The sequence below is a fragment of the Stenotrophomonas sp. GD03654 genome (assembly GCF_029845105.1).
Classification (GTDB): Bacteria; Pseudomonadota; Gammaproteobacteria; order Xanthomonadales; family Xanthomonadaceae; genus Stenotrophomonas; species Stenotrophomonas africana.
Genome location: NZ_JAOCLC010000027.1, coordinates 1 through 21,627, shown reverse-complemented (window position 1 = coordinate 21,627; position 21,627 = coordinate 1). Strand labels below are relative to the sequence as shown.

The 21,627-nt window shown below is 66.4% G+C and carries 12 protein-coding genes and 1 riboswitch; of the genes, 4 read left to right on the top strand and 8 right to left on the bottom strand.

The window, feature by feature from the left end; translation table 11 throughout:
* Positions 1 to 109 precede the first annotated feature (109 nt).
* Positions 110 to 1,771 carry an MFS transporter gene (locus N5J73_RS11715; RefSeq protein WP_049436031.1) on the bottom strand — a complete coding sequence of 554 codons (1,662 nt, stop codon included), beginning with the start codon at positions 1,769 to 1,771 and terminating at the stop codon, positions 110 to 112.
* 94 nt (positions 1,772 to 1,865) lie between these two features.
* Positions 1,866 to 3,293, bottom strand: coding sequence for a DcaP family trimeric outer membrane transporter (locus N5J73_RS11710; protein WP_049443822.1), 1,428 nt, complete (start codon positions 3,291 to 3,293; stop codon positions 1,866 to 1,868).
* Between the two features lie 245 nt (positions 3,294 to 3,538).
* On the opposite strand from N5J73_RS11710, the gene acs reads away from it, so the two are divergent.
* Both acs and N5J73_RS11700 read left to right on the top strand, forming a co-directional pair.
* A complete protein-coding gene (gene acs / locus N5J73_RS11705) occupies positions 3,539 to 5,482 on the top strand; it encodes an acetate--CoA ligase (RefSeq protein WP_088480335.1) in 1,944 nt (647 codons plus the stop codon).
* Between the two features lie 121 nt (positions 5,483 to 5,603).
* A complete protein-coding gene (locus N5J73_RS11700; RefSeq protein ID WP_006477308.1) occupies positions 5,604 to 6,269 on the top strand; it encodes a response regulator transcription factor in 666 nt (221 codons plus the stop codon).
* A gap of 161 nt (positions 6,270 to 6,430) precedes the next feature.
* On the opposite strand, the gene N5J73_RS11695 is transcribed toward N5J73_RS11700, so the two are convergent.
* From N5J73_RS11695 to N5J73_RS11680, 4 genes are all read right to left on the bottom strand, one after another.
* A complete protein-coding gene (locus tag N5J73_RS11695) occupies positions 6,431 to 6,886 on the bottom strand; it encodes a transposase (protein WP_049443827.1) in 456 nt (151 codons plus the stop codon).
* A gap of 146 nt (positions 6,887 to 7,032) precedes the next feature.
* Positions 7,033 to 7,608: a manganese efflux pump MntP family protein gene (locus N5J73_RS11690; protein ID WP_049443829.1), complete on the bottom strand. Its 576-nt coding sequence runs from the start codon at positions 7,606 to 7,608 to the stop codon at positions 7,033 to 7,035.
* Positions 7,609 to 7,696: 88 nt separating this feature from the next.
* Positions 7,697 to 7,786: riboswitch (yybP-ykoY riboswitch) on the bottom strand.
* Between the two features lie 252 nt (positions 7,787 to 8,038).
* Positions 8,039 to 11,497: a PAS domain-containing hybrid sensor histidine kinase/response regulator gene (locus N5J73_RS11685; protein WP_164078598.1), complete on the bottom strand. Its 3,459-nt coding sequence runs from the start codon at positions 11,495 to 11,497 to the stop codon at positions 8,039 to 8,041.
* Positions 11,498 to 11,632: 135 nt separating this feature from the next.
* Positions 11,633 to 13,780 carry a S46 family peptidase gene (locus tag N5J73_RS11680; RefSeq protein WP_049443833.1) on the bottom strand — a complete coding sequence of 716 codons (2,148 nt, stop codon included), beginning with the start codon at positions 13,778 to 13,780 and terminating at the stop codon, positions 11,633 to 11,635.
* A 122-nt stretch (positions 13,781 to 13,902) separates the two neighbouring features.
* Here N5J73_RS11680 and N5J73_RS11675 point away from each other — a divergent pair, with 122 nt between their 5' ends.
* Both N5J73_RS11675 and N5J73_RS11670 read left to right on the top strand, forming a co-directional pair.
* A complete protein-coding gene (locus N5J73_RS11675; RefSeq protein WP_049443836.1) occupies positions 13,903 to 14,679 on the top strand; it encodes a hypothetical protein in 777 nt (258 codons plus the stop codon).
* Positions 14,676 to 15,776, top strand: a complete 1,101-nt coding sequence (locus N5J73_RS11670; protein ID WP_049443839.1) for a hypothetical protein — start codon at positions 14,676 to 14,678, stop codon at positions 15,774 to 15,776. The genes N5J73_RS11675 and N5J73_RS11670 overlap by 4 nt, the downstream gene beginning before the upstream one ends.
* A 51-nt stretch (positions 15,777 to 15,827) precedes the next feature.
* On the opposite strand, the gene N5J73_RS11665 is transcribed toward N5J73_RS11670, so the two are convergent.
* On the bottom strand, positions 15,828 to 19,685 hold the full coding sequence (locus tag N5J73_RS11665; RefSeq protein WP_164078597.1) for a translocation/assembly module TamB domain-containing protein: 3,858 nt from the start codon (positions 19,683 to 19,685) through the stop codon (positions 15,828 to 15,830).
* Complete coding sequence (locus tag N5J73_RS11660) at positions 19,682 to 21,478, bottom strand: autotransporter assembly complex family protein (RefSeq protein WP_080354788.1); 1,797 nt, start codon at positions 21,476 to 21,478, stop codon at positions 19,682 to 19,684. The genes N5J73_RS11665 and N5J73_RS11660 overlap by 4 nt, the downstream gene beginning before the upstream one ends.
* Positions 21,479 to 21,627: the final 149 nt, after the last annotated feature.

The following is a 21,627-nucleotide window of genomic DNA, read 5'->3' as shown; positions in this document are numbered from 1 at the left end:
AATTTTGTGCCGCGCGTTGCGCGGTCGCCGAGCATGGCTCGGCGCTACAGGGAAACGAAAAGGCCGTGGTCTGCACCACGGCCTCTCCTTCATCCGATGAATATCATTCTTACTTGGTGATATCCACGTCCTTGGTCTCGCGCAGGAACAGACCACCGATCACCACCGACATCAGCGCGATGATGATGGGGTACCACAGGCCGTAGTAGAGGTTGCCGGTACCGGCCACCAGCGCGAACGAGATCGCCGGCAGGAAGCCACCGAACCAGCCGTTGCCGATGTGGTACGGCAGCGACATCGAGGTGTAGCGGATGCGGGTCGGGAACAGTTCGACCAGGTAAGCGGCGATCGGGCCGTAGACCATGGTCACATACAGCACCAGCAGCCACAGCATGAAGATGGTGCCGGCGATGTTGATGCGGGCGCCATCAGCCTTGGCCGGATACCCGGCAGTGGTCAGGGCGGTCTTCAGTTCCGCACCGAACGCATCGGCCTTGGCCTTGCCGTCTTCCTTGGTCAGGCCGGCGGCCTCATACGAGGTGACGCTGGCGCTGCCCACGTTCACCATCGCCAGCGAACCGGCGGCGGCGGGCTGCACGTCGTACGGCACACCGGCCTTGGTCAGCGCGGCGGTGGCCACGTCACAGGAGCTGGTGAACTTGCGCAGGCCCACCGGATCGAACTGGAACGAGCAGGTGTTCGGATCGGCCACGACCAGGGCCGGCGAGCTGCTGCGAGCTTCTTCGATGGCCGGGTTGGCGAAGTGGGTCAGGCCCTTGAAGATCGGGATGTAGGTAACAGCCGCCAGCAGGCAGCCAGCCAGGATGATCTTCTTGCGGCCGATACGGTCGGACAGCCAGCCGAAGAAGATGAAGAACGGCACGCCCAACGCCAGCGCCGCCGCGATCAGCAGGTAGGAGGTGGTGGCATCGACCTTCAGCATGCTGCTGAGGAAGAACAACGCGTAGAACTGGCCGCCGTACCAGACCACGGCCTGGCCGGCTGCAGCGCCGAGCAGGACCAGCAGCATCAGCTTCAGGTTGCCGCCCTTCAGGCTGTCACGGAACGGCGTCTTGGAGCCCTTGCCCTCGGACTTCATCTGCTGGAACAACGGCGATTCGCTCAGCTGCAGGCGGATCCACACGGACACGCCCAGCAGCAGGATCGAGACCAGGAACGGGATACGCCAGCCCCAGGCTTCGAAGGCTTCATTGCCCAGGAAGTAGCGGCAGGCCAGGATGATCAGCAGCGACATGAACAGGCCGAGCGTGGCGGTGCACTGGATGAAGCTGGTGTACAGGCCACGCTTGTCGTCCGGCGCATGCTCGGCCACGTAGGTGGCAGCACCGCCGTACTCGCCGCCCATCGCCAGGCCCTGGGCCAGGCGCAGGATGATCAGGATCACCGGCGCGGCGAAACCGATTGAAGCGTAGTTGGGCAGTACGCCGACCAGGAAGGTCGAGATGCCCATGATCAGGATGGTGACCAGGAAGGTGTACTTGCGGCCGATGCGGTCGCCGAGGCTGCCGAAGAAGGCCGCGCCGAACGGACGCACGAAGAAGCCGGCGGCGAACGCCAGCAGGGCGAAGATCATGCCCGTGGTTTCATTGACACCGCTGAAGAACTGCTTGGCGATGATGGCGGCTAGCGAGCCGTACAGGAAGAAGTCATACCACTCGAAGACCGTACCGAGGCTCGAGGCGAAGATGACCTTCTTGTGGCCCTGGGTCAGGGTGCCCGCTTTGTGTGCGGTGCTGGGTGTACTGGACATGGGACGCTTCCCCTCCGAAGCAATCGTTGTTGGTGAGTGCCGACCGTTGGTCGGCACACAATCTCTGTAGGTGCCGACCTTGGTCGGCACTCCTTTAGAAGCTGTACTTGGTGGTGAACTGCAATCGGGTGATGTCACCCTTGTTGCCGTTCTCCACTTCGCGACGGCCGTACATCAGCTCGGCACCGATATCGACCTTGGGCAGCGGCGAGTAGAAGATGTTGCCGCGGATGCTCTGCACGCTCTTGGTCACCAGCGGGCCGAGGATGCTGTCGTTGTCGTAGTCGCTGCGCGCGTAGATCAGGTTGGTGCGCAGCTTCGGCGAGAACGCATGCCGCCAGCCCACGTAGCCAGCAAGCACGCCGGTCGGGTTGAGCTCGTCGCGGGCCACGTCGTAGGCGCTGTCGGCAGTGATGCCCAGGCCGATGTAGCGGGCGATGCCTTCGCCGCCGGTCAGCTGGTAGTGCAGCGAATCGCTGTCACCCATCACCCACTTGCCGCCCAGTGTCAGGCCGCCAGCCACCTTGTCGGCCTTGGCGCCGGTGGCCTGGTTGTCGACCTTCAGCTGACGGACGATGCCGCCGACACCGAAGGTGCCCCAGTTGCCCTTCCAGCCATAGCGCAGGGTCAGGTCGGGCAGGCTGCCACGGTCGGAGTTGGCACTGGCGTTGGTCCAGGCCCCGGTGACCGGATTGCGGGTTCCGGTGAGGGTGGTGGTTTCCGGGTTTTCCAGTGCGACGCTGAAGCCGCCCTGGGTGTAGCGCACCTGGGCCTGTCGCACGAAGATCACGCCATCGGTGGGGCCGACGAAGTCGACCGCTTCCGGCAGCGACGCCGCATCCATGAAGTTGGACCAGGTCTGGCCGGCCATCCAGTTGTTCCAGTACATGTAGGCGTGGCGCAGGGTCACACCGTAGGTATTGGTGGCGGTCTGGTTGCCCAGCGAGTTGCCGAAGAAGTCCATCTCGAAGAACGCACCGGCCTTGTTGCCCGATTCGCTCACGTTGTCGATGCCCAGGTTGAAGCGCGAGAACTTGGCGTGGGCGTTGAAATCGGTGCCCGAACGCTTGCCGCTGCCGCCGGCGCCTTCCACCGGGGTCTGGCCCGGCAGGTACAGCGAGCGGCCGGTGGCGTCGTCGGCCAGCTGGCCATCGCTGGTCTGGGTGGCCAGGAAGTCGGCCTTGATGAAGCCACCGATCTTGACCGTGGTGCCCGGCGCCGCGCCCGGGGTGATGGTGGTGACCTGGATCGGCTGCTTGCCCGCCGGCACCGAAGCGACCGGCTTCTGCTCGGCCTGCACCGTGCGGACTTCGGTCACCGCCTGCTGGGTCTGGCTGATCTGGGTCTGTTGTTGTTGCTGCGAAGACAGCAGCAGCTGGACCTGGCGTTCCAGTTCGGCAACGCGTGCTTCCAGCGCTTTCTCTTTGGCGGTCTCTGCGAACGCCATGCCCGGTGCGACCAGGGCGACCAACAGGCAGGCCGCCAAAGGTGTGCGCACGGCTTTCAACGTACGGTGGCTCATGTTGCCCTCTCTCCCAAGTGGCAAGGTGATGCCGCGCGTGGGGCACGGTCGAGCCGAGACTGCGGGGCGTTCACGCACAGCGGCTATTGGCCATTGGTCGAACCCGGCCCTGCAGGACGCTCACTTTCGACCATGGTCTAACCAAGGTGGTGACGCGGCCGGGGGTGGATGGGGCAAACTGAGGGGGATCGGTCGTTGCGATGCTGCGACCGCACATACAAAGTCAACGTGCAAGTGAGGGTGCCATGGCTGATATCTACCCCGTCGATCCGCAGTTCGCCGCCAAGGCACGCATCGACAAGACGTCGTACGAACAGCAGTACCAGGCGTCGGTGACCGACCCGGATGGTTTCTGGGGCAAGGCCGCCGAGCGCCTGCAATGGATGCGCAAGCCGACCAAGATCAAGAACGTCAGCTACGACCTGTCCGACTTCCACATCAAGTGGTTCGAAGATGGCGAGCTCAATGCCAGCGTGAACTGCCTGGACCGCCAGCTGGAAACGCGCGGCGACAAGACCGCCCTGCTGTTCGAGCCGGACGGCCCGGATGCACCGGCCCAGCACGTGACCTATCGCGAGCTGTACGAGCGCACCTGCCGCCTCGGCAACGCGCTGCGCAACCTCGGGGTCAAGAAGGGCGACCGCGTCACCATCTACCTGCCGATGATCGTCGACGCCGCGGTGGCCATGCTGGCCTGCGCGCGCATCGGTGCGATCCACTCGGTGGTGTTCGGTGGCTTCGCACCGAACTCGATCGCCGACCGCGTCAGCGACTGCCAGAGCAAGCTGATCATCACCGCCGACGAGGGCCTGCGTGGTGGTCGAAAGATTCCGCTGAAGGCCAACGTCGATGCCGCGCTGAAACTGCCGGGCACGAACACGGTGGAAACCGTGCTGGTGGTGCGCCACACCGGCGGCGCGGTGGACATGCAGGCCCCGCGCGACCGCTGGTTCCACGATGTGGTGGACAGCCAGCCGTCCACCTGCGAACCGGAACGCATGAACGCGGAAGACCCGCTGTTCATCCTCTACACCTCCGGTTCCACCGGCAAGCCGAAGGGCGTGCTGCACACCACCGGCGGTTACCTGCTGTACGCGGCCTACACCCATGAAGCGGTGTTCGACCTGCGCGAGGACGACATCTACTGGTGCACCGCCGACGTCGGCTGGGTTACCGGCCACAGCTACATCGTGTACGGGCCGCTGGCCAACGGCGCGACCTCGCTGATGTTCGAAGGCGTACCGAACTACCCGGACACCTCGCGTTTCTGGAACGTCATCGACAAGCACAAGGTGACGATCTTCTACACCGCCCCGACCGCCATCCGCGCATTGATGCGCGAAGGCGAGGAGCCGGTGAAGAAGACCTCGCGCGCGACGCTGCGCCTGCTCGGCAGCGTCGGCGAGCCGATCAATCCGGAAGCCTGGCGCTGGTACTACGAGGTGGTCGGCGACAGCCGCTGCCCTATCGTCGATACCTGGTGGCAGACCGAGACCGGCGGTATCCTCATCTCGCCGCTGGCCGGCGCGATGGACCTCAAGCCGGGGTCGGCCACCCTGCCCTTCTTCGGCGTGCAGCCGGCGCTGGTCAATGCCGATGGCGAGATCCAGGACGGCCCGACCGAGGGCAACCTGATCATCCGTGATTCCTGGCCGGGCCAGATGCGCACGGTGTACGGCGACCACCAGCGCTTCATCGATACCTATTTCCGCACCTACCCGGGCAGCTACTTCACCGGCGACGGTTGCCGCCGCGACGAAGACGGCTACTACTGGATCACCGGCCGCGTCGACGATGTGATCAACGTGTCCGGCCACCGCATCGGCACCGCCGAAGTGGAAAGCGCGCTGGTCTCGCACCCGAAGGTGGCCGAAGCGGCCGTGGTCGGCTTCCCGCATGACGTGAAGGGCCAGGGCATCTACGCCTACGTCACCTTGGTGGCCGAAGAGACCCCCAACGACGAACTGCAGAAGGAACTGGTCGCCTGGGTGCGCAAGGAGATCGGCCCGATCGCCACGCCGGACCACCTGCAGTGGGCACCGGGCCTGCCGAAGACCCGCTCGGGCAAGATCATGCGCCGCATCCTGCGCAAGATCGCCGAGAACGCGCCGGACCAGCTCGGCGACACCTCGACCCTGGCCGATCCGTCGGTGGTGGCGTCGCTGGTGGACGAGCGCAAGGTGCGCTGATGGCGTGACTGCAGGCGCAGGACGCGCCAGGGACGTGGCCGGGAGGAGGGACCCGGCCGTGTCCGACCCGTCCTGTACCTGCCATCACGTCGCTCTTTCTCCTGATCGATAAGCTCGACCCATGACCACCCTCCTGATTGCCGATGACCACCCGCTGTTCCGCGAAGCCCTGCGTGGGGCCGTGCAGCGGGTCATCCCCGGCGTGCAGCTGTTCGAGGCCGACAGCGTGGAAGCGCTGTACGCGCTGGCCGACCAGCACAACGACGCCGACCTGGTCCTGATGGATCTCAACATGCCCGGTGCGCAGGGTTTCAACGCACTGGTGCACATGCGCTCGCTGCATCCGCACCTGCCGGTGGTGGTGGTGTCCGCGCGCGAAGAGGCGACGGTGATGCGCCGCGCGCTCGACCACGGCGCGCTGGGCTTCATTCCGAAGTCTGCGGATTCGGACACCATCGGTCATGCACTGGGCACCATCCTCGATGGCGAGACCTGGGCACCGCCGGAAGCGCACAACGTGCCGCCCACCGGCAGCGAAGAGCGCGAAGTCGGCCAGCGCCTGCGCGAGCTGACCCCGCAGCAGTTCCGCGTACTGCAGATGCTGGGCGCAGGTCGCTTGAACAAGCAGATCGCCTACGACCTCAACGTCTCCGAAGCAACGATCAAGGCCCACGTCACCGCCATCCTGCGCAAGCTGGGCGTGACCAACCGTACCCAGGCCGTGCTGATGGCGGGCAAGCTGGCGATCGACGACGACGCCATCGTGCTGCCGCCGGAAGAAGACTGAGACCTCCGCTGTAGAGCCGAGCCCATGCTCGGCTGCTGTTCGCCTGAAGCCCGCGCTACGCGCGTGAGCCGAGCGCAGGCTCGGCTCTACAGGACCCCACAGCACCTGCCTTTGTAGAGCCGAGCCTGCCCATGCTCGTTTGCTCTTCGCCAGGTTCCAGATCACGCTTCAAGCGGCCATCGACTCCACACATAGGGGTATTCCCCGATGCGCGTGGCCAGCCCAGCACGCACGGGATTGGCCGCGATGTACATCGCCTGCGTGCGCAGGCACTCATCGCTGCGCAGCGCATGATCGTAGTATCCCGGCTGCCAGATCGGCGCGTTGGCATCAGCGCGCCTGCCGATGGAACGCCCGCTCCGTGATTTGAGGATCTGCATGCAGCCGGCAAGCGTGCCGGTACGGAGTTCGAACAGCCAATGTAGATGATCCGGCATCACCACCCAGGCGAGGGAGGAGGTCCGCCCCGTTCGCTCTACGGTGCGCAGCGCTTCGATCAGCAGATCGACGTTGGCCTTGTCGTCGAACCAAGGACGGCGTGCGCGTGTCACAGCCGTGATCGCGTAGACATTGCCGGTCTGCGACCAGCGACCAAGGCGGAGTGCGGGACTGGCCATGCGAAGAGGCTATGGCACGCATGACAGCCCTTCCATCAGTTCAACACCGCAATGCTTGTCAGCCAATACCCTGAGGTAGAGCCGAGCCCATGCTCGGCTGCCGCTCGAAGCAGCCGAGCATGGGCTCGGCTCTACAGGGGCAGGTGTTACCCCACGCCGTGCAGGTGCTCGTACAGGATCGTCGCACCGATGATCACCAGGATCACGCCACCGATGATCTCGGCACGCTTGCCGACCATGCTGCCCAGCACGCGGCCGAGCATGATACCGGCGGTGACCATGGTCAGCGTGCACAGGCCGATGACCGCGGCCATCACGCCGATATGCACGTCCATGAAGGCCAGGCCGATGCCTACCGCCATCGCGTCGATGCTGGTGGCAAAACCGGTCAACGCCAGCTTCCAGAAGCCATGGTGCTGGGAGGGGTCTTCGTTCTCGTCGGCACTTTCCGGGCGCAGGCCGTTGTAGATCATGTGGATGCCCAGTGCGCCGAGCAGGCCGAAGGCGATCCAGTGGTCGAAGGCTTCGACGTACTGCAGCGCGGCGCGGCCGAGCAGCCAGCCGATGATGGGCGTGATCGCCTCGATGACGCCGAAGATGATGCCGGCCCGCAGTGCATCGCGGAACACCGGCTTGCGCATGGCCGCACCCTTGCCGATCGCCGCAGCGAAGGCATCGGTGGACATGGCAAAGCCGATCAGGAGGATCGAAATGGGGGACATGGGCAGCTGCTGAGGTCGGGCTAGGACGGACGCACGGCCTGCGCTCGCGCCCAACCTGACGTTGCGCGCGCGGGCCGCTGGTCTCGCCAACCATCATGGTTGTCCACGCCACGGCGCACCGGCCGAGTATGTTGACGTGGACGATTCCTGCGAAGGAATCCGGCTACTCCCCAAGGGGACGCGAAGCTTAGCATCGCGATTCGCGCGTGGCGCATTTCCAGCGAAACACGCAGGCAGGGCTGGTTTGTATAGCGATGGCTATATCAGCACCGTGCAGCGCGCGGAAGCCGAGCATGGGCTCGGCGCTACAGAGGGCCCGCGCAACTGGATTTCTGTAGAGCCGAGCCAATGCTCGGCTGCTGTTCGACCGAACCACGGAACACCATGCCTCGCGCAGGAGCCGAGCGTTGGATCGGCTCTACACTTGCTATCAGGCATCGCTGTTGCCTGCATCGCGCAACGCGCCCAGGAAGGCGCGCAGCGAAGCCGGTTTGATCGGCTTGGTCAGCACGCGGTAGCCACGCTCGCGTGCCATCCGCTTCAGCTCATCGCGGCCATCGGCGGTCAACAACGCACCCGGCAGCGGGTAACCGGCAGCTTCACGCAGCGCCACCAACGCATCCAGGCCGTCCATGCGGTCGTGCAGGTGGTAGTCCACCAGCATCACCTGCGGCCGCTCGGCCACTTTCTCCAGCGCCTGATCCACCGTCGATGCCGTAATCACCTGCACCTGCCAGCGGCCGAGCAACGCGCGCATGCCGTCGAGGATCTCTTCGTCGTTGTCCACGCACAGCACGCGCAGGCCGGCCAGCGAATCGCTCCGCACCGGCGCGGCGACGGGCTGTACCGGCGCGGCCAGTTCGGTGTAGCCCGGTAGCGGCGCCACCCGCGGCAGGATGATCGAGAACATCGACCCTTTGCCGACCCGGCTGCGCGCATTGAGGCGATGATCGAGCAGGCGCGAGATGCGCTGGCAGATCGACAGGCCCAGGCCCAAGCCCTGCTCGCCCCAGTCGAAGGGCTGCTGGTAGCGGTGGAACTCGTCGAAGATCTGCCGCATGTGGTGCTCGGGAATACCGGGACCGGTATCCCACACCTGCAGCTCCACTTCGTCGCCGCGCTGGCGTACCGCCAGCACGATGCGCCCCTGCCGTGTGTAGCGCAGCGCGTTGGCCAGGAAGTTCTGCAGCACGCGGCGCAGCAGGCGGCGGTCACTGCGCACCCATGCCGGGCGTGCGAACAGGTCCAGGCGCAGGCCACGGCCGGCGGCGACCGGGGTGTACTGCGCGGCCAGTTCGCGCATCAACGCACTCACGTCGAACTCGCCGATCACCGGGTGCAGGCCACCGGCATCCAGCCGCGACACGTCCAGCAGGCCATCAAGCAGTTCTTCGGCCGCACGCAGCGACGCATCCACGCGTTCGGCCAGATGCTTCTGCTCGTCGCTCACGTGATCACTGTCGCGCAGCGCGGAAGCAAACAGCCGCGCTGCGTTCAGCGGCTGCAGCACGTCATGGCTGATCGCCGCCAGGAAACGGGTCTTCGACTGCTGCGCGACCTCAGCCTCATGCGAGCGCTCGGCCACGCGCTGTTCCAGCGTCTCGTTGGCCTCCAGCAGTGCTTTTTCCGCGTGCTTGTAATCGGTGATGTCGTTGTAGCTGGTTACGTAGCCGCCACCGGGCAGCGCCTGGCCACGCATCTCGATCACCTTGCCATCGCTGCGGGTGCGCTCGAACACATGTGGTGACCCCGCGCGCATGTAACCGATGCGGCGATTGATCTGCACCTCGATATCGCCTTCGCCCAGCTCGCCGCGTTCGGCGTTGTAGCGGATCAGGTCGGCCACCGGGCGGCCCACGTAGAGCATGCCGTCGGGGTAGCCGAACATGTCCTGGTAGCGGCGGTTCCATGCGGTCAGGCGCATGTCCGGATCAACCACGCTGACGCCGGCGCTGATGTTCTCCAGCGTGGTCGACAGGATCTCGCGGTTGAAACGCAGTTCCTGCCCGGCTTCGTCCAGCACCGCCACCACTTCGCCCAGGTCCATGCCCGAACCACGCAACAGGCTGGTCAGCAGCAGGCGCGCCGAGGCCGCACCGATCGAGGCCGCCAACAGGCGCTCGGTGAACTGTACCCAGGGGCGGTCCGCAGGCGCCGAAGATTGCAGCTCACGGCCCAGCGACTGTGCCTGCTCGAAGAACGAACGCCGCGCGTGGCGCTCGCCGACCACGCGCGAAGCCAGCGCCAGCAGATCACCCACATGCACGTGGCCCGGCCAGCCACCCGCCACCGACGGACGTTCGGCATACGGATCGAGGAAGGGTACGGCACGCAGTCGCTCGTCGACGCCGGGCCGCCAGCGCGCGGACACCAGCATCATCGTCGCCGCATTGACCAGCAGTGACCAGAACGTGCCATGGGTCAGCGGATCCCAACCGGTCATGCCGAACAGCTGTTGCGGGCGCAGCCACTCGATGCCGAACGGGCCGTGCTGCACCCAGCCAGCATCGACCCAGCCGGCCATGGTCATCGCCGGAAGCAGCAGGGTGTACAGCCAGGTGGTAAAGCCCAGCAGCATGCCCACCTCGACGCCGCGCCGGCTGGCGCCGCGCCAGTACAGGCCGCCGATCAGGCCGGGCGCGAACTGCGCCACCGCTGCGAACGCCATCAGGCCGTACGAGGCCAGCGTGCTGTCGTTGCTGCTGGTGCGGTAGTAGCTGTAGGCCATCAGCGCCAGCAGCAGGATTGCCAGGCGGCGGATCCACAGCACGCGCGAAGCGACGTCGGCCGCTTCCTGGTGGTCACCGCTCCGACGCAGCAGCACCGGCATCACCAGGTCGTTGCTGACCATGGTGGCCAGCGCGATCGAAGACACAATGACCATGCCGGTGGCCGCCGAGAAGCCGCCCACATAGGCGATCAGCGCCAGCGCATTGCGGCCTTCGGCCAGCGGCAGGGCCAGCACCATCGAATCGTCGGCGACGCTGCCACCGGTGCCGAACAGGGTCACGCCGGCGGTGGCGATCGGCAACACCATGCCCGAGATCAGCACCAGGTAGCCACCGAACATCCAGCGCGCGCGGCGCACGTCACGCACGTCACCGCATTCGACCACGGCCACGTGGAACTGGCGCGGCAGGCAGATGATCGCGAGGAAACTGAGCAGGGTCTGCGAGATGAATCCCACCGGCGGCAGGCCGGTGAACAGCGTGTGCACCGACTCGACCACCGCGTCGCTGCGGTTGCTCAGCCACAGGTAGGCAAACACGCCCACGGCCAGCATCGCCAGCAACTTGATCACCGATTCGAAGGCGATCGCCAGCATCATGCCGTGGTGGTGCTCGGTGGCATCAACCTGGCGGGTACCGAACAGGGTGGCGAACAACGCCATCAGCAGCGCCACGTACAGCGCCGGATCAGTGAAGAAGCCGGTCGGGCCGGTGTTGCCGGTCAACACCTGCAGGCTCATCGCCACCGCTTTGTACTGCAGGGCCAGGTACGGAATGATGCCGATCAGCGCGATGATCGCCACCAGCGCCGCCAGCCGCCGCGAGCGGCCGAAGCGCGAGGAGATGAAATCGGCGATGGAGACTACGTTCTGGCTGCGTGCGATCAGCGCCAGGCGCTCGATGATGCGCCAGCCGAACAACAGCAGCAGCAGCGGGCCGATGTAGATGGGCAGGTAGCCCACGCCGTTGCGCACGGCGGTGCCGACCGCGCCGTAGAAGGTCCACGACGAGCAGTACACGGCCAGCGCCAGGCTGTAGACCACCGGCCGCAGCCACGGCCGGTCGGGATACATCGGCCGACGGTCACCCCACCACGCCACGCCGAACAGCAGCGCGGCATAGGCAACCGAGACCAGCAGCAGGATCCAGCTGGAGACCACGCGCGCGTTTCCATCGGAAGAACCCGCAGTGTAGGCCAGGCGTGGCCAGGGGTGCGGGCGCGTTGGGGGCAACCACCCCCACCAAGGTGGGGGCCTACGCGGTGCGGGCCACGACCGTGGGTCGTGGCCGGCGTCTTACTGGGCCGGCACGCCCATTTCCTTCAGCAGCTCGGGCGCCGGGTAGACCTTGGCCAGCAGCCAGCGCAGGTAGCGCATGTCCACGTGCACGGCGCGCTTGTAGCGCGGGTCGAACCACCAGCTGGCGCTGACCGACTCCCAGTTGCTGTCGAAGTTCAGGCCGATCAGTTCGCCCTTGGCATTGAGCACCGGCGAGCCGGAGTTGCCGCCGGTGGTATCCAGGTTGGTCAGGAAGTTGACCGTCTGGGTCTTCAGGGCCGGGTCGGCGGTGCTGCCGAAGTCACCCTTGGCGATCGCTGCCAGCAGCGGCTTGGGTGCATCGAACGGATAGGCGTTGGTGTGCTTCTCGACGATACCGGCCACAGTGGTCACCGGCGAGTAGGTCACGCCATCGCGCGGGTGCAGCGCCTCGACCTTGCCGTAGCTGATGCGCAGGGTGCGGTTGGCATCCGGATACACCGCGCGGCCCTGCTTGGCACGCCAGGCGAACAGCGCCTGCATGTACGCCGGACGCAGGCGCAGCTGCTCGCCTTCGCGGGTCTTGCTCTCGTTCTCGATGCGCAGCTGCGCGGCCACCAGCGGGCCGGCCACGGCGATCAGCGGATCGGCGGCCAGGGCCTTGCCTTCGCGTGCGGCGGCGAAGCGCGACAGGCGCTGCGCCTCGTCACCCAGCTGGGTGCCGGCATACAGGGTATCCAGCGCCGTGGCCAGCTGCTGCGGGGTACGGCCGAAGGCCGCGTCGAACTCGGCCACGCGCTGCGCGTCCGGCAGCTGCTGGTAGCGGGTCAGCAGGGTGGTCAGCAGCGCCTTCTCGACCTCCGGCGCGTAGCGGCGCTGGACCTGCTTGAGCACGCCTTCGATCATCGCCTGGTCGCGTTGCTGGAAACCGCTCTCACGCTGCGCGTCCGGCTTGGCCGATTCGATACGCAGGCGTTCCAGCAGCAATGCCGAGCGCAGAAGCTGGCTCTGCGCGGCCATCTGGTCCAGCAGCAGGTCGCGCTCGCCCACCGCCGCGCCCTGCGACAGGTTGGCCAGCAGCGCCTTGATATCGCCCTGGTACTTGCGGTCGGTGGCAGCCAGCATCGCCGTTTCGTCGGCGGCACGCTGGGCCTTGGCGTCGCTGCGCAGCAAGCCTTCCAGCTCACCGGCGGCGCGCTTGCGGTTGTTCTTCAGCGACTGCAGCTGCGAGGCGTAGCGGGTGCGCGCCTGCGCGTCCTTGGCACTGGCGGCCTCGATGGTGTCGATCATCTGCTGGAACACCGACACGCGGCGCGGCAGCACGGTATCGATCTGACCGGCGAACTCGGCCGCGGTGCGGTGGCGGTAGGTGATGCCCGGGTAACCGGCCAGCATCGCGTAGTCGCCCTCCTTCGGGCCTTCCACCGACATCTGCAGGTGTGCCGGCGCCTGGTAGGGCACGTTGTCCTTGCTGTAGGCGGCCGGCTTGCCGTCCTTGCCCACGTAGGCGCGCAGCAAAGTGAAGTCGCCGGTGTGGCGCGGCCACATGAAGTTGTCGATCTCATCGCCGTAGTTGCCGATCGCACGCGGCGGCGCATACACCAGGCGCACGTCGCTCAGCTCCAGCTGGGCGATGCGGTAGAAGTCGGTGCCGTAGTACATGTTGGCCACCGAGCAGCGCACGCTGCCGTCCTTCTCGCACTCGGCCACGATCTGCTTGCTGGCCGCATCGACGGCATCGAAGTAGGCACGGCCGGTCTTGCCACGGGCCTGTGCCAGCACCTGGTCGGTCACCTTGTCGAAGCCGACGGTGACCAGCACGCGGAAGTCCGGGTTGGCCGGGCGCTCGTCGGCACGGTCCCTGGCGATGAAGCCGCCATTGATCAGGTCGTGCTCGGGCGAGCTGTTGTACTGGATCACGCCCATCGCCACGTGGTGGTTGGTCAGCAGCAGGCCGTCGGCAGACACGAACGAGCCGGTGCCACCACCGGCACGGACCACCGCGCTCAGCGGCGGCGCGGTGACATTGGCCAGGTCGGCCGGATTGCCCTTGAAGCCAGCGGCCTGCAGCGGCTTGGCCAGGTCCGGCAGCTGGGTCGGCATCCACATGCCTTCATCGGCGTGGGCACCGGCGGCCAGGGTCAGGCCCAGGGCCAGGGCGGTGGGAAGGGCTTTGCGGGCAGACATCGGCGTTTCCGGCAATACAGAACAGCCGGGGACCATAGCCGCTGGGGGCCGATGGGGCAACGGCCGATGGTTGGGGGCACCGATGCTGGCTAGAATCAGGCACGGATACCAGGGAAGGACCGATGATCGCAGGAATCGATCTGGGCACCACGCATTCGACAGGGCCATCTGCCGCCGAGGCGCTTGCCGACCGCATCGTCCGCAACGGTCAGCAACGCGATCCGGCAGACTTCGCAGCCTGGCTGCAGCAGTCCCCGGAACTGCAGCCCCCTGCGGATGCTGGCGCGGTGAACCTGGCAATCTGGCAACGGCTGATGAAGGGCACTACGCCGTTCCCTCAAGCGAACTTCGAGCAGCTGGCCGACCGCTTCCAGTGGTATGACCGGGACAGTATCCGCGAGTGCTACGACATGGCCGCCCTCGGCCACAGCATGCACCTGTGCTGGTTGCTGGTGCCAGGCAACGAGACCGCGCTCGCCCGTTACATGCATCTCGAGAATGCGCCGGTTTCGGTGGTGCAGGCCCGCACCCGTGTCGCCCGGCTCAGTGGCCCCTGGCACCCACTGCGCGCGCGCATCCAGGCGCTGTCCGCGCGCACGCGACAAGAAATGCGTGAAACGCTGCATTACCTTGTCGGCGTGCCTGTGATGGCGCACGTGGCGCTCCCACCGCCATTGCAGCGCAGGCAGGTCATGTTCTGGGCGGCCGCATGCGACGCCCTGCACCATTCCGTGCCGTCACGCAGACGCTTCACGCGGCGAACGGTCGCTTTGGCACTGCTTCTGACGTGCGCCCTGCTGGCCACCATCGCAATCCTCCGCGGGGCATTTTCCAGCTCCCCCGGCAATGCAGACAGTGATCGTTCAAGCCTGCAGCCCCCACACGAGGCAAACCCATGAGCAACTGGATGGACCTGCTGGAGCGCGCCAAATCCACCGACCCGCAGCCTTTCGCGGTGTACCTGCAGGGCCTGCGCAGCCAGTGGTCCCTGGACGAGCGCGCTGAAGCCAGTGCCAGGGTGCTGCAGGCGCTGCGCGCGCGGCAGGCGCCCATGAACCTGTCCGAAGCCGCGGCGCTTTACCAGGCCTTCGGCTGGGACGACGCGGGCTGCGGCCTGGCACCAGGCGAACTGCGCGAGCTGGCCGAACACGCCTGGCAGGACTGGCTGCAACTGCCCGCGCAGACCGATCTGCTGGCCCAGCAGATGGAGGCGCGTGGCGGACGCTGGACCAGCCACGATGACGCTGCCAGCCGCCTTCAGCAGCTGCGCGAACCGCGTTCGCACCTGCGCAACCTGATGTCCGCGCTGCCGCTGCGCGTGCCGCGCCAGGCCGCAGCGTTGATGGACGTACTGGGCTGCCAGGAGGACCGTCCTCTACCGCCCGGCATCGATGCGGGCCAAGCCCGCTTCTGGGCCGGCGCCAGCGATGTCACCCGCCTCACCGCGGCACAGTTGTCATTGCTGCGTGCACTGCTGGCAAGCGTGGCGCTGACGTTGATGGCCTTCATCGCGTTGGCCACCACCCAGATCGCCAACACGCTGCTGCCCTACCAGTCGGAAGAGCAGCGCAGGGCGATCGTGCTGGGCACGGCAGCGCTGGCGCCACTGCTCGGCACGCTGCTGGCCATTGGCCTGCGTCATCTGTTCGTCTGGCAGAGCGCCCCTGAAGACCCGTCCGTGCCGCCTTCCCGGCTGCGTTGGCTGACCCTGCCGGTCGCCTGCGCAGCCATCGCAGCGGTCGGTACCGCCGTCTACCTGTGGGTGCCCTCGCCTTCGCTGTGGTTGGCACCGCTGTGCTGGCTGCTGGCCTGGACCGTGCTGGCCACGGCATGGATCCGCTACCAGCTGCGCCGGGGCAAGCCCGTCCGCATGGAATTGCCAGTGTCATTCCTGGTGATGCTGTCCGTGCTCAGCGTGCTGCCGGCGCTGCTGGGTGCGCTGCTGCTGTGGAGCATGGACCTGTCCGGGCACCGCCAGCGGCTGCGCCGCAGCTGAAGAAGCCGGGGGTCGGACCCTCTCAACGAAAGGGCACCGCCCCCGACCCGGTCATTTCTCCCGCCGCCAGTTGATCGACCCACGGTTTTCCACCGTGCTCGACTCCACTTCCACGTCGAAGCCACGACGCAGCAGGTACTTCAGCGTAATCACCGAACCGGCACCGACCAGCGACACGCCGTAGCCGACGTACAGCTTGGGCGAGATGTACTTGCCGACACCGATCACCGAGCCGCCCAGCGCGCGCGACTGGCTTACGCCGGCATCGTCCAGGCCCAGCTTGGCACCCAGCTGCGAGGCCAGCAGCCCGCTGCCCGCCGACAACGCAGCCGACGCCGCGTTCACCTGCTGTGCCTGGTCGCTGCTGGCGCCGGTCAGGCTGCGGCCCAGCACCAGGTAGGCCAGTGCTTCGGACTGCGACATCGCCGGATCGGACCACACGTCCGCACGCGGTTGCTGCGCACGCCCGGTCACGTCGATGCCGGCGGTGACATCACCGATCCGGCGCTCGGCGCGGATGTTGACGCGCGGGTCGGACACCGCGTTGTAGTTCCAGGTGAGGTTGCCACGGGTGATGGTCAGGTCCTGCCCGTACGCCTTGTAGCGACCACTTACTTCCAGGCCACCATTGGCGGTCATTTCGCGGCCAGGCTTGGCCCAGACCTGCATCTTGCCGGTCAGCGCGCCCTTCAGGCCGAAACCGGTCATCTTCACCTTGTCACCAAGGCTGACCACCAGGTCCATATCCAGCGGCGAAGTGCGCGACTCTTCCGGATCGGCCGGGTCCAGCACCACCACGTCTTCGGACACCGAGGTGCCGCGGTCAAGCCGCTCGATGTCGATGTCCGCTTCGGGCACGTGCACGGTGCCACGCAGCTCCATCGCCGCCTTGGCCAGGGTGAAGTCGAGGTTGGGATTGGCGACGATGCGCAGCTCGCTGGTGTTGGACAGCAGCACGTTCTCGCCATGGATCTTCAGCTGCAGCGGCTGTGCATCACCGAACCACGACAGGCCACCGTCGACATAGAGCGTGCCCTGACCCGAGTTGGCCTGCGCAGTGATCTTGGCCGAACCATCGGGCTGGGCGACGAAGCTGCCCTTGCCCTGGTCAAAGGTCAGGCCCAGCGCCGGGAACTCGCCCTTGAAGTTGCTCAGCTGCGCATCACCGCCCAGCGACGGCTGGCCGCGCGTGCCGCGCAGGCTGACGTGGCCTTCGATCAGGCCGGTCGGGCGCACGATGTCCGGCGAGAACAGCTCCAGCCAGTACAGCCGTGACATGTTGAGGTAGAGCTCGCCGTTCAGCGGCGCACTCGCTTCCCAGCCGGTCTGCATCTTCGCGTCGACGAAGCCGTTGCCCTGGAAGCCCATGCCCAGATAGCCCTTGATGCTCGCCGGGGTCATGTCGAGCTTCAGCGAGAACTGGTCATAGCGTACCAGTTCGCCACGGGTGGTATCGCCCACGGTGTTGCGGTTCTCGCCCAGGCGCACGCCGCCTTCCTTCGAGCGCACTTCCACATGGCCTTCCCAGGCATTGCCGCGCGGGCGGATCTGGGCGTCCAGGCTGACATCGCCACGCAGATAGATGCGACGGCCGGACTGCGGCGGCAACCACGGCTGCACCAGCGCCAGCGGCAGCGCATCACTGCGCACCACCAAGCCCTCGCGTGGCCAGTTGGCCTGTGCACACAGCGCACCGCTGCTGGCGGCGGCCAGGCAGGCTTCGGACAGCGTGTAAGTGCTGCCGTTGATCGCGAACGCCGCCGGTGCACGCAGCGACCAGGCATCGCCCTTCACCGGTGCGATGCGCAGCGCAGCCAGCTCGCCGCGCCACTGCGCGCCCTGCTGGCGGACGCTGCCCTGCAGCTCGATCGCGCCCATCTCGTTGCGGGTCTGCGCCGCCAGGCGCAGGTTGGACACACTGCCCTGCGCATCCACGTTCAAGCGTTCCAGCAGCATGCCGGCGTTGACCTGCTGGCCCTGGATCGCCAGCGTGCCACTGTCGCCGCGCCACGGCAGGTGGCCCTTGATGCTCACGCTCTCGGCGCCGTAGCCGTCCCAGTTGAGGTTGCTGCCGACCAGGTCGGCGGTGATGTCCGGCGCATCGCGCGGTCCCTTCACCTGTACCTGGCCACGCAGGCCGCCATCGGCGCCCGGCAGCAGATCGCTCAGCTGCAGCGGCTCGAAACGCGCATCGATGTCGAGGCGATCACCGACCTTGCCCGAAGCGGTCACCCGGCTGCTGCCCAGCGACAGTTTCAGATTGCCCTCGCCCTGCGCGCCCTGCAGTGCGAACTTGCCCTGCGCGTCGAGATTGCGCTGGCGCAGCACACCCTTCAGCGACGGCAGATCGACGGTGGCTTCCAGCGTGCCGGCGGTACCCGGCGGCGCGTTTGCCGGCGGCGGCAGCTGGCGTCCCTTGGAGGCCAGGTTGCCGGACAGACGACCGTTCCAGCCCGGCACGAAATAGCCGGGGTCGAAATCTTTCAGCGTGGCCTTGGCATCCCAGTCCAGCTGCGGTGCCCAGGCCACCTGGCCTTCCACCTGCAGCTGGCCACCCGGCGTCTGCGCCTGCAGCTGGTGAATCGACGCGGCCTGATCGTTGCCGCGCACGTCGAAGTGCAGCTGCGCCTTCTGTGCGTCGCGCTCGACCTCGGCGCGGCCGATCGCCGCCCAGGCCTTCAGGGTACCGGCCAGACCGAAGCGTGCTTCCTTCAGGGTGACCGGCACCGGCGCGCTGCCGGCGGTGTTCGGATCAGGTGCCGGTACGTAGGTCAGATCATGGGCGACCACCGAGAAGTTGAGCTTCTGCTGGTCTTCCTGACTGAAATCGGCGGTGCCCTCCAGCCGGGCTTCGCCACCAAGGCCCTTCACCAGCAGCGGCGAGACCTTCAGTACCTGGTCCTGCAACGACACCACCGACGGTGCCAGCTCCAGTTCCTGATCGCCCTGCTTCACTTTGCCTCGCAGGTTGGCGTTGCCGCCCTTGCCGGCAGCGGTGAAGTCCAGCGCCAGCGGCGCGATCGCCGAGCTGGCCAATGCCGGCGACAACAGCGAAAGATCCAGTTCGTCACTGCGGATGCTGGCATTCCAGCTCGGATCGGTGCGGCCGTCGAACACCAGCATGGCATGCAGCGGCTTCGGCGCACGCCCGGCCACCGCCACTTCCATGTGCGACAGGTCACCGCGCGCGACCAGACCCAGAGTGGCGGCGGTACGCCCACGTGGAGCAGGCAGCACCGCGGTGACGGTCACATCGGTGTCGTAGTCCTTGGCCGGGATGTAGCGGCCCTGGGCGGTGAAGTTGCCCATGTCGCTGTCCACCACCAGCTTGTGCGCCTGGAACTCACCATTGGCGATCTCGATGCCACCACGCACGCGGCTGATGTCGATCACAGGCTCGTTGGCCTGGCTGATGCGGAAGCCATCAATGGCGATGACGTCGGCCTGGATGGCCAACGGCATCTCGATCTGCGGCAGCGAATCGGGCCACGACGGCAGCTTGAACGGCTCGTCACTCTTGGCCAGGTTCAGCGTCGCGTTGGTCAGCTCCAGCTTGTCCAGCAGCAGCTTGCGACCCAGCAGCGGGCGCAGGTCCGGCTCCAGGTGCGCGCGCTCGGCGTGGAAATGGATGTCGTCGTAGCGGAAGTCGACGTTGTACAGGGTCAGCGGGCCGGCCACCGGGCCGTCCACCTTGTCCCAGGTGAAGCTGGCGCCCACCGGCAGCCGTGCGACCACCTGTGCCAGCAGCACATCACGGCCGGCCACGGTCTGCAGTAGCCAGTAGACCGCCAGCAGGGCCAGCAGTACCAAGCCGATCACGCCGATGCCGGACCATGCCCAGAAGCGGCGGCGGCGATAGAAACGCACGCGCGGTGGCGGCGCGTTCGGGGTCGGTGCGGGCGTGCTCACAGGTCCGCTCCGATGTTGAGGTACAGCTGGAACTGCGAATCGGGGTTGTTCAAGCCATGCGCGATATCCACGCGCACCGGGCCCACCGGCGATTTCCAGCGCACGCCGAAGCCGACGCCGGTGTGCAGATCAATGGTGTTGTCGAAGGCGCTGCCGGTATCGACGAACACCGCCGCACCCCAGGGGCCGCCATTGAAATAATGCTCGTACTCGGCCGAGCCGATCACCAGGTTCTTGGCACCGAGCGCGTACTTGTCTGGCGCCGGGGTCCGCGGCCCCACCTCGCGGTAGGCATAGCCGCGGATGCTGCGGTCACCACCGGCGAAGTAGCGCAGGCTGGGCGGCATCGCCACCAGATCGCTGGTCCAGGTGGTGCCCCCTTCGCCGCGCAGGATCAGGCGGTTGCTTTCACCCACCGGGATGTACCAGCGCAGCACGGCGTTGGCCTGCACGAAGCTGGTGTCCGAGCCGGCACCTTCAACGCCGGCACGCATCGTCGCCGTACCGCTGATGCCCTTGCGCGGGAACATCTCGTCATCGACGTTGACGTAGTCGGCAACCATCTGCGGGTAGACCAGCGTCGAGGTGTTGTACACCGCACTGGTGAACTCGGTGCCGGAGGCGTAGCGCCAGCGCTCGCGCAGCGCGTTGATGGAGGCGATCGCGGTCCAGTGCTCGTTGATCTCGCCGCTGCGGCTGGCAATCAGCTTGAAGTTGCGCAGGTCGATGTAGTCGGTCTGCTCGTCATAGGCGCTGGCAGCAAAGGTGTACCAGCCATCGAGCCAGTTGAACGCAGGAATGCGGTAGCTGGTGACCAGGCTCTTGCGCTTCTGCGCGTAGTCCAGCTGCGTGTTCATCTTGTGGCCGCGGTTGTTCAGGAACCGCCGCTCGATGCCGCCACGCACACCCGGGCCGCTCTCACTGCCGTAGCTCAGACCGGCGGTGTAGATGGTGCGTTTGGCGCGGGTCAGCTTCACGTCCACCGGCACGTCGCCGTTTTCGTCGGCCTGGTCCGGACGCGGCTGGATATCGATCACGCTGAAATAGTCCAGCTTGGTCAGCGACTGCCGCAGGCGATCCAGCTTGCCCTCGTGGTAGTAGCTGCCCTGGTCCCAGTACACCAGCGGATCGAACAGCTTGTCGACGAAGTAATCCTGCTCGAAGCGCACCGGGCCCATGTTGTAGCGGCGGCCACTGTCCCAGGTCAGGTCGATGTCGGCCGCATTGTCGGCGCGGGTGATCTGCACCTGGCGCTGGGTGTAGTCGGCGTCGAAGTAACCACGCTCGGCCAGGCGACGGGTGATGGTGATCTTGCTGGCTTCGTACTGGGTATGCACGAAGCGCTGGCCCTTGCGCGGCTTGAACGCGGCCAGGTCGTCCTGCAGGTACTGGTCATACATCGCCGGGCCGGTGATATCGATGTGCTCGCGGCGCACGGTGACCGGGGTGCCCTTGTCAACGTGGATCAGCACGCGCACGTGCTCGTCCTCGCGCGGCGCCTCGACCTTGATCACCGGGTTGTAGTACCCGAACGGTTCCAGTGCCTGGCGGGTCTGCCGCTCGGCCTGTGACAGCAGGTATTCCAGGCGGGATTCGCCCTGTTCCTTGCCGATCGTGTCGTACAGCGACAGCGATTCCTGGATGTTCTCGATGATTGCGGCGTCGTCGCCCTTGTCCAATCCCTTGATGTCCACCTTGTCGATGGTGCCGCGCGCGTGGGCCACGGTGGTGGCGGCCAGCGACAGGACCATCAGCGGCAGGGCGTATTTCTTTGGCTGCATGCGGCACAGCATACCGACCGAAGGTGACGATGCGAAATGCATCACGTCATTGGGGATCGGTTGTTAAGTGGCGGTCAAAATACGCGCCGTTGTGGCGATCATCGTGATCGCAGCCGAGGATGCCGGCATCGTGCGCGATGCCGGCAATGACCCCGATGGAC